The 13,605-nt window shown below is 48.2% G+C and carries 11 protein-coding genes; all 11 read right to left on the bottom strand.

Annotated elements, in window-relative coordinates:
- On the bottom strand, positions 1-399 hold a 399-nt coding region (locus AC4E7D_RS04950; RefSeq protein WP_490172703.1), incomplete at its 3' end, for a c-type heme family protein.
- A gap of 44 nt (positions 400-443) precedes the next feature.
- A complete protein-coding gene (locus AC4E7D_RS04945) occupies positions 444-938 on the bottom strand; it encodes a hypothetical protein (protein WP_490172702.1) in 495 nt (164 codons plus the stop codon).
- A 30-nt stretch (positions 939-968) separates the two neighbouring features.
- Entirely contained in the window at positions 969-1,313 is a 345-nt protein-coding gene (locus AC4E7D_RS04940) for a rhodanese-like domain-containing protein (protein WP_490172701.1), read from the bottom strand.
- A gap of 101 nt (positions 1,314-1,414) precedes the next feature.
- On the bottom strand, positions 1,415-2,830 hold the full coding sequence (locus tag AC4E7D_RS04935; protein WP_490172700.1) for an MBL fold metallo-hydrolase: 1,416 nt from the start codon (positions 2,828-2,830) through the stop codon (positions 1,415-1,417).
- A 151-nt stretch (positions 2,831-2,981) separates the two neighbouring features.
- The gene (locus AC4E7D_RS04930; RefSeq protein WP_490172699.1) at positions 2,982-4,706 is read right to left on the bottom strand and encodes an efflux RND transporter periplasmic adaptor subunit; all 1,725 of its coding nucleotides are present in this window, start codon (positions 4,704-4,706) and stop codon (positions 2,982-2,984) included.
- On the bottom strand, positions 4,703-5,419 hold the full coding sequence (locus AC4E7D_RS04925; protein WP_490172698.1) for a PepSY domain-containing protein: 717 nt from the start codon (positions 5,417-5,419) through the stop codon (positions 4,703-4,705). The genes AC4E7D_RS04930 and AC4E7D_RS04925 overlap by 4 nt, the downstream gene beginning before the upstream one ends.
- Positions 5,420-5,424: 5 nt before the next feature.
- Positions 5,425-7,923 carry a heavy metal translocating P-type ATPase gene (locus AC4E7D_RS04920; RefSeq protein ID WP_490172697.1) on the bottom strand — a complete coding sequence of 833 codons (2,499 nt, stop codon included), beginning with the start codon at positions 7,921-7,923 and terminating at the stop codon, positions 5,425-5,427.
- A 9-nt stretch (positions 7,924-7,932) separates the two neighbouring features.
- Positions 7,933-8,199, bottom strand: coding sequence for a heavy metal-binding domain-containing protein (locus tag AC4E7D_RS04915; RefSeq protein ID WP_490172696.1), 267 nt, complete (start codon positions 8,197-8,199; stop codon positions 7,933-7,935).
- A gap of 16 nt (positions 8,200-8,215) precedes the next feature.
- Complete coding sequence (locus AC4E7D_RS04910; protein WP_490172695.1) at positions 8,216-9,433, bottom strand: TolC family protein; 1,218 nt, start codon at positions 9,431-9,433, stop codon at positions 8,216-8,218.
- Positions 9,430-13,182 carry an efflux RND transporter permease subunit gene (locus AC4E7D_RS04905; protein WP_490172694.1) on the bottom strand — a complete coding sequence of 1,251 codons (3,753 nt, stop codon included), beginning with the start codon at positions 13,180-13,182 and terminating at the stop codon, positions 9,430-9,432. The genes AC4E7D_RS04910 and AC4E7D_RS04905 overlap by 4 nt, the downstream gene beginning before the upstream one ends.
- A gap of 93 nt (positions 13,183-13,275) precedes the next feature.
- Positions 13,276-13,605: HYC_CC_PP family protein (locus AC4E7D_RS04900; protein WP_490172693.1), on the bottom strand; the 330-nt coding region annotated here is incomplete at its 5' end.

Here is a 13,605-nt window from a genome sequence, read left to right as displayed (position 1 = left end):
CAGTGCTTCATCTGCCGGATAATACTTTTTCAAATTTTTTAGGGTAGGCTCCTTAACCTCTTTACCTGCTGTGCCATGACATTGCAGGCACATGGTATTGGTGATTATAGGAAAATAAAAGATCTCACCCTCCGGACTGCTGAGGGCATCAGGTTTTAGGCTGTATCCCTGATTAATTTTCTCCTGGTATTCCTCAATCAGGGAGGCCTCGTAGTTGTTTGCTTTGTTGTTAGGGTTTCTGGCCTTATTGGTTACTCTTTGAATCCAGGCACCGGTGGCCACGGCCATGCTGTCTGTCAGTGGAATAGCTTTAATATTACAAAAGGGGATAGCCTCTTGAGTGCCTCCCCTTTGTAATGCTGCCATTAAATTTTTTCCGAGTTGGGCCTGGGTAGCCATGGCATATTCCCTGGCGGTTGATAAGGCGGTTTGTTGGCTATCGCTTACTGATCCCCCTTTTTCTGGCCTTCCTGGCCAGTTCCTTCCTCTTCGGATCCATGCATTTCCTCATGGTGTTTAGCGTACCATTCGGGTTGCGCCACTTCATTGTCATACATGTACTCGGCAATTCCAATGATAACGCTGTCCGGATAAACCTGGTGGTTCATCAGACCAAATTTCTCCAGAGCATGGGGCATTTTGCTGTTTTCGGCTTTTGGGCCTTTCATCCATGCCAGCATATCGGCAACAAAGTCTTCCTTAGAAATACCCTCCGTCATGTAATGGGTTTTGACACCGATCATAGGGGGTGCCAGCATACTCTCCTCGGAGGTTTCGGGATTGTGGCACTGATAGCAATAGGTAGACATCAATTGTTCACCCTGCGCGGCAAGTTCCTCGGAACTCATGGGGACATCTTGCGCTTCTTCTGCCTTTTTGGGTTGATCTTTACAACTAAAAACAAAAGTCAGGATAGCTAAGAAAAGTAAAGCTCTCATAATATTGATTGGTTTTATAATATTTCCAGTTTATTCCCAGGCCAGGATACCCCCCTTCAAATCATACACCTTCTCAAACCCCATGGCCACCAATTTGCGGGCTGCTTTCAAACTTCTGTTTCCTGAACGGCAGTACAGGTAAAGTGGTTTCTGCTTATCAAACTTCTCGAAGGCCTGTAAAAATTCGCCTCCTTTAAAAAAATCGATATTCTCAGCTTTACCTATATGTCCGGACCGGAATTCCCGTTGTGTCCGCACATCCACCAGCTGTACATTCTTGCCCAAAACGGCATCTTTGTAGGCCCTGGTGTCTAAAATTACAATCTTGTCAGAATCAACAGACCTCGACTTAAATATAGCACTTAGAAATGACATAGCTTCTTTTTTTTAACGCAATAATTTAGTTTAAAAGAAGGGAAACGACCCAGCAGAACATGGCCGTTCCCCTAACAACCAACCAAAACAAATTCTTCTCATCAGAGCATGGTGGTAGGACATCTGTAGTCCGATTTGGCCACGCTTGTTTTTTTAATTTCATCAAATCCTTCGATCACATCCACAAAGTTGTCCCATCCCCTTTGTTTGAGGATGGAAGCGGCCACCATACTGCGGTAACCACCTGCGCAATACATCACAAAGGGTTTATCTTTCGGGAATGCCGAAAGGTGGGCATTGATATCATTCAACGGAACATTAATGGCATCCAAAACATGTTCGGAATCAAACTCACTTTTCTTCCTGACATCGATGACAATGGGTTTTTCTGTGCTGTAGGCCTCTTCGAATTCCTTAAAATCAATTCTGCCTACGGTTTCTACATCCCGACCTGAATCCTTCCATTTCTCAAAACCGCCATTCAGGAATCCTATGGTGTGGTCATATCCCACCCTGGAGAGCCTGGTAATGGATTCTTCTTCCTGGCCGGGATAAGTAATCAGTAATATCTGCTGTTTTATATCCGGGATCATCTCCCCTACCCATTGTGCAAAATTTCCCTCCAGGCCAATGTTGATACTGTTCGGGATGAAACCCTTGGCGAAGTCTTCAGCCTTACGGGTATCGAGCATAAGGGCATCCGTTTCATTGGCTGCCGTCTCGAAAGCTTCAGGTGACAGGGGTTTCTCCCCACGTTGTATCACCGTATCCAGGCTTTCATACCCCTTGATATTCATCAATACATTCTGAGGGAAATATCCAGGCGGACGGGTAAGGCCAGTAAGTAGTTCTTTAATAAACTCCTCTTTTGTCATATCGGCCCTAAGGGCGTAATTTACTTTTTTCTGGTGCCCTAGTGTATCCGTGGTCTCCTTGCTCATCATCTTTCCACAGGCAGATCCTGCCCCATGGTTGGGATATACGATCAGGTGGTCACTCAATGGCATGATCTTATTCCTCAGGGAATCGTACAAATGCCCGGCAAGTTTTTCTTCAGTAAGTTCCGAAACCACATGTTGTGCGAGATCTGGACGACCCACATCACCTATAAATAGGGTATCACCGGTTATGATCCCGTGTTCCTCCCCTTTATCGTCGATCAGGAGGTAGGTAGTACTTTCCATGGTATGGCCCGGGGTATGAATTACCTTGACCTTGTAGTCCCCAACTTCAAAAATTTGTCCGTCTTCGGCAACAATGGCTTCATATCCAGGTTTAGCGGTAGGACCAAAAACGATCTGTGCCCCTGTTTTCTTTTTAAGGTCCAGGTGCCCGCTCACGAAATCCGCATGGAAATGGGTTTCAAAAACATACTTGATCTTAGCGTTATCTTTCATTGCTTTGGCAATATAAGGCCCTACTTCCCTCAAGGGGTCAAAAATAGCCGCCTCTCCATTGCTCTCCAGGTAGTACGCCGCGTGCGCAAGGCATCCGGTATAAATTTGTTCAACGTGCATAATACTCTGTTTAAAGTCTTTGTATAAAGTTACAGGGTATCCGTTTTCTCTGTAGTAACATTGGTTACAAAGTTCCGATGCCCCAACGAAAAGAACACTGATATTTATCAGTTCAGTGAAGTTATTTTGTTGTATTTCAAGGCGAAATTAGTTACTCCAAAACCTGCTCTACCGTTCCGCAGGTAAGCATAACATCTCCATAATAGGGATTCCTGATTTCCTCTTCCGTGCTTATCCAGATCGCCCCTTTATTGTTGTTCGCCATCGGGCATCGCTGCACATAATGGGTTTTCCCCAGGGAGTCCAGGTTAGCGGTGAGCGCTACCAGGTGTTCGTTCAGGTGAACGAAATGATCACGCTGTATCTCAAGCACGGGATTGCTAGCGATTTTTTCCAGAAATTGGAGGGAGGTATCCAGGTATTGCCTTTCCGTAGTACCCAATCCCGAGCGGTCGATGGCCTTCATTTGGTCCAGGACCACTAGTGCACTTTTTGCCACCTCAGGCGCCTGGCTGGCCACAAAAGCATCTTTCATTTGCAGATAATCCGGCATCAGTTTAACAAAGTCCCTTTGAAAAGCATCTGGCAAATCCATCCGTATTTCCGTACCTGATTCATCACTTGTGCCCGTGGCTGCACCCTGTGGGCGCATCATGCTCATTTTCCCCTGCAACTGGGCAGCGGCATCAAGGGTAAAGGTCCCATTCGTAACGATCTCCTCCCCTGCCCTGAGTCCGGACAAAATCTGATAATTATCCCCAATGCGATCACCCAGATCTACTTCCCGCATTTCAAAAACGGGGGGGTCACTTACCACCTTTACATAGACAAGCGACCGTTCGCCTGTCCACATAACCGCACTTGCTGGGACAAACAACTGTTGCTCTTCCCCAGAAGACCTTCCTTTCTCAATTTGACCCGCGACAAACATGCCCGGTTTAAACCGGCCCTTCTGATTGTTTAGCGAAGCCCGAACGGTAACTGTTCGTGTAGCATTATCGAGTACCGGGGAAATAAAGGAAACCTTTCCCTCAAAAAGCTCGTTGGGATAGGCATTTGTAGTGATACTGATATTCTGGCCTTCTTTGATTTGCGACAACTGGCTTTCATAGGCATCAAATTCGGCCCAAACCGTGTTTAAATTACTCACTTTGGCAATGGGCTGCCCCTTTTTGATGTAATCTCCTTCTGCGCTCAAAACTTCGGAAACCGTGCCGGACACGGTTGCATAAACGGAGAAGTCCTCCATAACCTCCCCCGAACTTTCTATGGTACCGATTTGTTCATCACTGAGCTTCCAGAGCAGCAACTTTTTACGTACAGCGCGATACAATTCTGGTTGTGATCCTTTAAGTGCAGATGCTGTAAGCAATTCCTGTTGGGCCGCTACCAGTTCCGGGGAATAGAGGGTTGCTAAGCGCTGCCCCTTTCGCACCTCCTGCCCTTCATAATTGACAAATAACTCTTCTATCCGGCCATCGAAGTAACTGGCCTGTACAGCTACTGCTTCCTTATTTGCCGTAATCTTTCCAGAAAGGGACAGGGTGTTCTTTTCCGCTTGTGCACTGCCAACAAAGGTTGTTTGGACATTGGCCAGGGCCAGGGCATTCTCAGTCATGGTAAACTGTTCCGGCCTCAGGCCGTCCTCTCCGGAGGTCGCAGGGATCAAATCCATACCACAGATCGGGCAATCTCCGGGTTCTCCGAGCATGATCTGGGGATGCATGGAACAGGTCCACATTTGACCCTCCGCCTCAGTAGCATGGTCGTGCCCATCAGCGGCACTTCCATTTGCATCTGAGTTCCCAAAAAACAGGTATCCAAGCAGCAGTCCTGCCAGGGCGGCAATTACGATATACAGGATATTATTCTTCATGACGTTGCTTTTATTCGCTTTTTAAGTTTTTTTATTGAGGGGGAGCTGATATACCACAAAACAAATCCACTGAGTACGGTAATCAATCCCAGCAGGGAAAATGTCCTCAAAACGGTGGTATTGAAGTTATCCCGTCCCTCATAATCCATGGTATGGGTCATCCAGAGAAAATCAAATACGCGCCAATTGCGGTGACGTACCGTCTGGAATTTGCCATCCATGGCTGAAACATAGGCCTTAAGGTTTTCATTCCCCTGGTAAGAAATCACATAGGCGGGTAGCAGTTTTTCTCGGTACTCATGGTGTTTGCCAACACGTTGGATAAGGGCAACATCCGCTACTTCCAGTGTCTCCTTCATGTGAATATCAGCCACGTATAAGGCTTCTTCTTCACCGATAGATGTCTTGGGCATGCCCGTCCGTGCATGGAATAACTGCTGCTCATTTACCCAATAATAGGGCTCTCCCTTGATGTCCCGGATCTCTATGGATTGTATGCCCCTAGCGACCTCCAGCTCCGTTGGAGCCATCAGGCCCGAAAATGCCCTGGGCTGTACCTCCATGTTCTTAAAATGGTCCCCATGGATTTCATCAATGTTGGTCCAGCTGAAATACAATCCGCTAGCCGTCCACAGCAGGAACTGGATCCCGAGGAACAGTCCAAGATACCTGTGTATCTTTCTGATTTTTTGCGCGGTTTTCCTTTTTGGCATATTGTTTAAATTTTTATCCTCCGCAACCTGAGTGCGTTGGTGATGACCGATACGGAACTGAAACTCATGGCCAGCGCGGCAATCATAGGTGAGAGCAAGATCCCGAACACAGGATAAAGCACCCCGGCAGCAACCGGTACCCCAAGCGTGTTGTACACCAGGGCGAAAAACAGGTTTTGTTTGATATTTTTCATCACCCGCTCACTCAGGTTCCGGGCCTTTACAATCCCCTGAAGGTCCCCCTTTACAAGGGTAATCCCGGCACTTTCAATGGCCACGTCTGTCCCGGTGCCCATAGCAATACCTACATGGGCTTTAGCCAACGCCGGGGCGTCGTTAATACCATCTCCCGCCATAGCCACCACCTTTCCTGCAGCCTGTAATTTTTCTACCTCAGCGAGCTTTTCCACAGGGAGTAATCCTGCCTTAAAGTTGGTCAACCCAAGTGCATCGGCCACTGCCTGAGCCGTATCCGCGTTATCTCCAGTGAGCATAACTACCTGTATCCCTTTCTTATTTAGTTCCGATATCGCATTTGCGCTGCTTGACTTGATGGTATCGCCAATGACCACATAGCCAACTACTTTCCCATCTACAGCGAGAAGGGACACGGTTTTGCCCTCTTGTTGAAATGCCGTTACCTCGTTCTTCATGGCTTCGGTAAGCTCAGCCGCAGCATGATCCATCATCTTGCTATTACCCAGGGCCAGTTGTTTGCCGTCAACACTTCCTTCAACACCTTTACCGGTTACGGCCAGGAAATGATGTGCTTTCTGGAATTTTACTTTATTTTCCCTGCCATATACCATAGTTGCTTCGGCCAGTGGATGTTCACTATTGCTGTTAAGAGAAAGGATATAGCGGAGAACTTCCTCGTGGTTTACTTGATCTTTGAAGGAGGCTACCTTCTCAACGACGGGTCGTCCTTCGGTCAGCGTTCCCGTCTTGTCAACAACAAGGGTGTCTACCTTGTACATCTTTTCCAGGGCTTCGGCATTTTTAATTAGCACTCCGTGCTGCGCGCCTTTTCCTACCCCTACCATAATAGACATCGGGGTGGCCAGGCCCAGGGCACAGGGACATGCGATAATCAATACTGCAATTGCATTGACCAGGGCGTACACATAGGCGGGTTCCGGTCCCCAAACCGCCCAGACGAGAAACGTCAGCAGGGCAATAAGTACCACCAAAGGAACAAAGTATGCCGATACTTTATCTGCAAGCCTTTGAATGGGCGCCCGGCTGCGGCTAGCCTCATTTACCATATTGATGATCTGGGAAAGGAGGGTATCGCTACCCACCTTCTCGGCGCGCATCAGGAACGACTGATTGCCATTTATTGTCCCGCTATTAACCCAATCGCCCTTGCCTTTGTCAACAGGGATAGGCTCACCCGTTATCATGGACTCATCTACGGTACTGCCACCCACAGTAAGTACCCCATCCACCGGGATCTTATCCCCGGGTTTCACTATAAGGATATCCCCGATCTCAATTTCTTCGATGCCCACTACCATTTCTTCCCCATTTTTTATTCTCACCGCCGTATTTGGGGCCAGCCTTAAAAGTTCTTTTATGGCGGAATTGGTCCTGCTGTGTGCTCGGGCTTCTAATAGCTGACCCAACAGAACCAGTGTCAGGATCACTGTGGCGGCTTCAAAGTAGACGTGAACGGTCCCCGCTTCGGTCTTAAATTGCTGGGGAAAGACATCGGGGATGACCAATCCCACTACACTAAAAAGCCAGGCAATTCCTGCTCCAATGCCAATCAGGGTGAACATGTTCAGGTTCCAGTACCTGAGGCTGCGGTAGGCCCGCTCAAAAAACATCCAGGCAGCCCAGAAGACCACAGGAAGTGAAAGCCCAAACTGTACCCAATTCCAGGCGTAGCCGTCCATTACCTCAAATAAGGGATTTTGTGGCAGCATCTCGCTCATGGCAATGAGGAAAATTGGGAGGGTGAAGCCCAGGGCCACCCAAAACTTTTTCAGGAGTTTTCCAAACGTCTTCTCCTCAGCAGAAGGTTCGGCTTCCACAGGGACCAGTTCCATCCCACAAATCGGGCAATCCCCGGGGCTGTCATGAACTACCTCGGGATGCATGGGACAGGTCCACTGAGAGGATGAAGCCGTTGACATACGTTGTTCCTCCACCAGGTCCATACCACATACCGGACAGTCGCCGGCCTGGTCATAGGTTTTGTCGCCTTCGCATTGCATAGGGCAATAAAAAACCCCGGTTCCCTGTCCTTTTGGCAAGGGAGCCTTGTCTTTTTGAGTGTGCGGGAGTTCACCGGGCATATGAATGCTGTAGCGGCCCCCATCTTTTTGCAAGGCCTCCTGGAAGGTTTGTATTGGGATATGTGCCTGGGATTCAACAACTGCTTCCGCACTGGCCAGATCCACCGTAACTTCCTCAACGCCCTCAACCTTTGCAAGTGTGGTTTCAACGTGACTGCGACAGCCGTTGCAGGTCATTCCGTGTATGTGGTAGGTGTGTTTCATTTTCACATTTTACTCATGGGTATGACCATCTTTTACATGGTCTTCATTGGCCACATAGGCCATGCCGCATTTCGGGCAGGTCCCTTCCTCTTCACTTCCACTGCCTTCACAGTGCATGGGACATACATAGGCTGATGTATATTCCTTACCCAGTTCCTCAACAGTTTCTGTTTGTTCTGTTGCAGCTTCTTCTTTTTGTTCGGTTTTTCCCTTGCAACTTACGGTAATTAGCAGTCCAAATGTAAAGACCAGTGCGACGATAGTTTTGAATTTCATGTTCATAGTTTAAAAATTACATTTTAATTAAATAATTGATGATAGCAGATTGTGTAAAGTACCTCTGCGCAGCTTGAATTTGCTTTATCTGAAATTTTAACTGTAGTTCCTGAATGTCTATGACATCCTTAAAATCGATGGTTCCTGTCTCATAATTCTTAAGCAGGATGTCTTCCGCATCCTTGGCCTTGCCCAGGTTTTGGATTTGCGTCCTGTATGAAATCCGGGCCTCATTCCGAAGCGATACCGCTTTTGCCAGGGCGGTTTCCAAAATATTCTGTCGTTCCTGCTTTTGAAAGGCGATTTCCTGTTTCCGAAGTTCATTTTGCTTCGTCCTGGAGGCGTACCGTTTGTTAAAAACCGGGATCGAAAGGGACACCATAGGCATCACGATGTCCTTTCCATTATCACTAAACACTAGGTCAGGACGCTCCTGTACCGGGATGTAATCCAACCCGAAGCCCAGCATGGGTGCATTTTCCTTCTGGTTGAGAAGCTCAGATTGAACTGTCGCGGTATACATCTTATCAAATCGCAGCAATTCCGGATTCAGCTCCAAACCCTCCTCAAGGACCGGGTCCTGTTCTGGGACATTCATTTCAGGGAGCAATGCTATCGCAATTCCCTGGTCTCGGTTGAGTAGACCGTTAAAGGCCGATTGCTCTGCAAGGAAGTTTTCCTTCAATATTTCCTGCTGTTGTTGCAGTTCGTTCTGGCGGATCTGCAAGCGCAGGACATCCACGGCACTGGCCTGACCCACTTCTACGGAGGTCAGGGCCAACTCTTCGTAGGTCTTCAATAACCGGATGTTTTGATCCACTACCTCCTGCAGATATTGATGGGCAGAAAGCCGGTAAAAAGATTGCGCCACCTCCAGGGCCAGTTTACGCCTGGCAATGAGGTAATCTATATAGTCCGTTTCTGCCATGGCAGTTGCATACTCCTTCCTTGAGGATATCGTTCCAAACCAGGGCAGCATCTGACGGGCAGAAAAACGTGCACGCTGGGCACCTGTACGGGTTTCCGGTTCACTCGCAAAGTACCCTGCACTGATTTCGGTGTTGGGCAGCCAAACCACTTCGTTCACTTTTTCCTCGGCTATATTATAACGCAGTTCAAAGGCCTGGATATTCGGATTGTTAGCAAGGGCCTCCGCAATGTATTCCTGCAATTGCTGGGCATTTCCCGTAACGCCCAAGAGTAACAAAATCCAGCTTAGCTTAACTAACTTCATGATCCAGCTTTTTTAAGTTGCACTTCTTTTTTCCAACCGAAGAGCACAGGCACCACAAAGAGGGTGATCAGTGCAATCAGCATTCCCCCGAAGCTCGGGATCGCCATCGGTATCATGATATCGCTTCCACGTCCTGTTGAGGTAAGGATAGGAAGCAATGCCAGCAGGGTCGTCGCCGTGGTCATTAAACAAGGTCGGATCCGCTTTTCTCCGGCTTCCACCACCGCATCCCGAATAGCTGCCTTGTTCGCAGGCTGATTGCGCTCAAATGTCTGAGTGAGATAGGTTGCCATTACCACGCCGTCATCTGTGGCAATTCCAAATAGCGCGATAAACCCTACCCAAACGGCCACACTCAAATTTATGGTATGCATCTGGAACAGATCACGCAGGTTCTCCCCGAAAAGATGGAAATTCAAAAACCAGTCCTGTCCGTATAGCCAGATCATCAGGAAACCTCCGGCAAAGGCCACAGCAATACCTGTAAAGACCATTAAGGACGTACTTACACTCCTGAATTGGAAGTATAAAATCAAAAAGATGATCATCAAGGCCAGGGGCACAACAAAAGATAAGGTCTTCTCCGCCCGAATCTGATTCTCATAGGTGCCTGTAAAGGAAAAGCTAATCCCTTTTGGCACTTCAAGCTCCCCGCTTTCTATCCTGGAATTGAGATAGGCCTGTGCGTTATCCACCACCTCTCCTTCAGCATACCCTTGAGCCTTATCAAATAATACGTATCCTATAAGGAAGGTATCTTCACTTTTTATTACCTGCGGACCCCGCTCATATCGCATGCTGACCAGCTCCTGTAGGGGTACAGGCTCCCCACCTGCCACAGGCACGTAGATAGCGCTCAGGTCTTCAGGGCTGTCCCGCAATTCCCTCGGATAGCGAACACGGATTGAATACCGTTCGCGCCCCTCCACGGTCTGGGTCAGCGGTACACCCCCGATAGCCACCGAGAGGACCCCTTGTACCTCTTGTATAGTGATTCCGTAACGGACCAATTGATCCCTGTTAATATCCAGCAGCAGGTAGGGTTTGCCAACAATGCGATCCGCAAACACCGCAGAGGTTTTAACTCCTTCTACCTGCTTTAAAAGCTCTTCAAGTTGGAGACCAAAGGATTCTATTTCATTTAGATCCTGTCCTTTCACCTTGATCCCCATAGGGGCACGCATCCCGGTCTGCAGCATAACCAACCTTGTTTCGATAGGTTGCAGCTTAGGAGCTGAAGTTACTCCTGGAAGCTGTGTAACCCGAATGATCTCATTCCAGATATCGTTTGGGGATTGAATTTCCGGACGCCAGTTCCTGAAATACTCCCCACTTTCATCTTCGATCAAAAGCTTCCGGCTGATACGCCAGGGATCGGTAACCAAAGCGGTACTTTCGCTTTCCGAAGCAGCACTTACTAAATTTGGATTAGCTGCCCTCTGACCGTTGTTCAATATAAAATATCCATCTTTATCTACGCGGTAGCGCTGTGGCTCACCTTCGGAATTCAACTGATACTCAGATCGGTATTGGATAAGGTTCTCATACATGGAAAGGGGGGCCGGATCCAGTGCAGATTCTGTCCTACCGGCCTTTCCAACCACCGTTTCAATCTCAGGGATACTGGCCACAGCCATATCCAGTTGCTGTAAAACCCGTTTATTTTCTTCCACACCGGCATGCGGCAGCGAGGTGGGCATTAAGAGGAAGGAGCCTTCATTAAGTGATGGCATGAATTCCTTCCCGGTCTGGTTCATGATCAAAATCCCAAAAATCACCATTGCCGCCGGTAGGGAAATAAAGAGTAACCGGTTGTGCATGGTCCATCTCAGTATGCGGGTATAATACAACCGGAATACCCAGAAAACCCCCAGGAGTCCAAAGCAAATCAGGCCGACAAAAATGAGGTTCATCACTACACTCCGATCAAATCCAAGGGGTCGCCAGTGTACCGCCAGCAAAAGAACCAGGGCTATGCCGGACACCAGGATATTCCCCAGGTTAAATTGGCTTTTGGAAATACGTCCCTTTAATTGTAGCACCGCTAAGGTGCCGAAGGCGATTAACAGCAATCCCAGCCAGTATCCCAGGACTACCGCTGTGATCCCCAGCACTATTAGCATTCCGTTGATAATGTAACGGATAGTATGTTTGATACTGTGTTTCCTGAAGAAATATGCAGCAAAAGGCGGTATCAAAAACAACGCAATAAGGATGGAAGCGGTTAAAGCCATGGTTTTAGTAAAGGCCAGGGGGCGGAAAAGTTTGCCTTCCGCACCGATCATGGTAAAGACAGGGAGGAAACTAATGATAGTCGTCAGCACCGCTGTAAGAATGGCACCAGACACTTCTGTGGTGGCGTTGTAGACTACGGCATTGACAGAAAGCTGCTCCTTCCCAGGAAGGAGTTTGTTTTCATCGAGATGCCGAATAATGTTCTCGGAAAGGATAACCCCCACATCCACCATGGTCCCTATGGCAATAGCGATACCAGAAAGGGCTACGATATTGGCATCGACACCAAACAATTTCATGGAAATAAAGACCATAAGAACAGCCACGGGGAGCAAACCGGAAATTAAGATGGAAGCCCGCAGATTAAACACCATGACAAGGATCACCAGGATAGTAATGAGTATTTCCAGGGTAAGGGCGTCCTTGAGCGTGCCCAGCGTTTCCTGTATAAGTTCCGTTCGGTCGTAAAATGGCACAATGGTCAGCTGGGAGGTCCGGCCATCTTCCAGTTGCTTCGAAGGGAGTCCCGGGCTAAGTTCTTTGATTTTTTCCTTGACCTTATTGATCACATCCAGGGGATTGGCGCCGTACCGGGCAACCACTACACCTCCTACAACCTCAGCCCCTTCCTTATCCAGAATGCCCCTGCGAGAGGCGGGCCCCAGGTTCACCCGGGCTATATCCTTAATACGAACAGCCGTAAAGTTGGTGGTACCAACTACCGCATTCTCGATATCGGACGCTGATTTGATATAACCCAGTCCCCTGACGAGGTACTCTGCACGGTTGATCTCCAGGGTCTGCGCACCAACGTCCTGATTAGACTGCCGGACGGCCTGAACAACCTGGGATAGGCTGATGTTGTACTGCCGCATCAATTCCGGGTTCACATCGACCTGATATTCCTGAACAAAACCTCCAATAGATGCCACTTCGGAAACACCACCAGCGGAAGAAAGCGCGTATTTAACATAATAGTCCTGTACACTTCTGAGTTCATGCAGGTCCCAACCGCCAGTGACATTCCCTTCTTCGTCCCTGCCTTCAAGGGTATACCAAAATATCTGTCCAAGGGCAGTAGCATCCGGGCCAAGGGAAGGATTCACACCTTCCGGTAGTGTTCCTGAAGGGAGTGAATTCAATTTTTCCAGGATGCGGCTGCGCGACCAGTAAAACTCAACATCTTCCTCAAATATGAGGTAGATACTGGAAAACCCAAACATAGAGGAGCTACGGACTGTTTTCACCCCCGGGATCCCGAGGAGGGAGGTGGTTAAGGGATAGGTAATCTGATCCTCAATGTCCTGGGGGGACCTTCCCTCCCATTTGGTAAAAACAATCTGCTGGTTTTCCCCAATATCAGGAATGGCGTCTACAGCCACCGGATCATTGGGCAAAAAACCAAGCTCCCATTGAAAAGGGGCCGTGATCATTCCCCAGGTAACGAACAGTACAAGTAGCAACAAGGCTACCAGTTTGTTGTCAATAAGAAATTTAATTGCTTTGTTTAACATACGATTTGATTAAGGGATATTGAAAATTTGTGCCGAACACAACACAAACGGCCCGAAACCACCAGGGCCGGGCTCAAATTCAGTGTCCAGTAATCAAATAAGGAAGGTCTCGTGAAGTACCTGCAGATCCCGAATCAAAAGGGGTGGCGGATAGCCATCAAAGGGGATTTTACTTTCCTCCGCAGGTTGGAGAAGTTGATCAAAGGTAAAGGCGTAGGTAACAAGAAAAACCTGTTGATCAAAATTAAGCTGATCAAAGCTTATTTTCAGTTCATCCTGACCTTCAAAGGTGATTTCAACATCGGAACAGCACTTCATTTTCTTCATGCTTTCACAAGCAGCGCTGCTTTCGGGCATCATGGATTTCATCAGGCAATTGTCTGCCTTATCCAGACTTAGGTCCACCAGCGTCTTCCCGCAATA

It is taken from the genome of Lentiprolixibacter sp., assembly GCF_982873095.1.
Note: the sequence above shows the minus strand (reverse complement) of the source record. Positions and strands in the feature narration are given on the sequence as shown.

What these genes read in the sequence shown, in the direction of transcription:
- AC4E7D_RS04945 (WP_490172702.1), bottom strand. Translation starts at nt 938, where the DNA reads ATGAGAGCTTTACTTTTCTTAGCTATCCTGACTTTTGTTTTTAGTTGT.
- AC4E7D_RS04940 (WP_490172701.1), bottom strand. Translation starts at nt 1,313, where the DNA reads ATGTCATTTCTAAGTGCTATATTTAAGTCGAGGTCTGTTGATTCTGAC.
- AC4E7D_RS04935 (WP_490172700.1), bottom strand. Translation starts at nt 2,830, where the DNA reads ATGCACGTTGAACAAATTTATACCGGATGCCTTGCGCACGCGGCGTAC.
- AC4E7D_RS04930 (WP_490172699.1), bottom strand. Translation starts at nt 4,706, where the DNA reads ATGAAGAATAATATCCTGTATATCGTAATTGCCGCCCTGGCAGGACTG.
- AC4E7D_RS04925 (WP_490172698.1), bottom strand. Translation starts at nt 5,419, where the DNA reads ATGCCAAAAAGGAAAACCGCGCAAAAAATCAGAAAGATACACAGGTAT.
- AC4E7D_RS04920 (WP_490172697.1), bottom strand. Translation starts at nt 7,923, where the DNA reads ATGAAACACACCTACCACATACACGGAATGACCTGCAACGGCTGTCGC.
- AC4E7D_RS04915 (WP_490172696.1), bottom strand. Translation starts at nt 8,199, where the DNA reads ATGAAATTCAAAACTATCGTCGCACTGGTCTTTACATTTGGACTGCTA.
- AC4E7D_RS04910 (WP_490172695.1), bottom strand. Translation starts at nt 9,433, where the DNA reads ATGAAGTTAGTTAAGCTAAGCTGGATTTTGTTACTCTTGGGCGTTACG.
- AC4E7D_RS04905 (WP_490172694.1), bottom strand. Translation starts at nt 13,182, where the DNA reads ATGTTAAACAAAGCAATTAAATTTCTTATTGACAACAAACTGGTAGCC.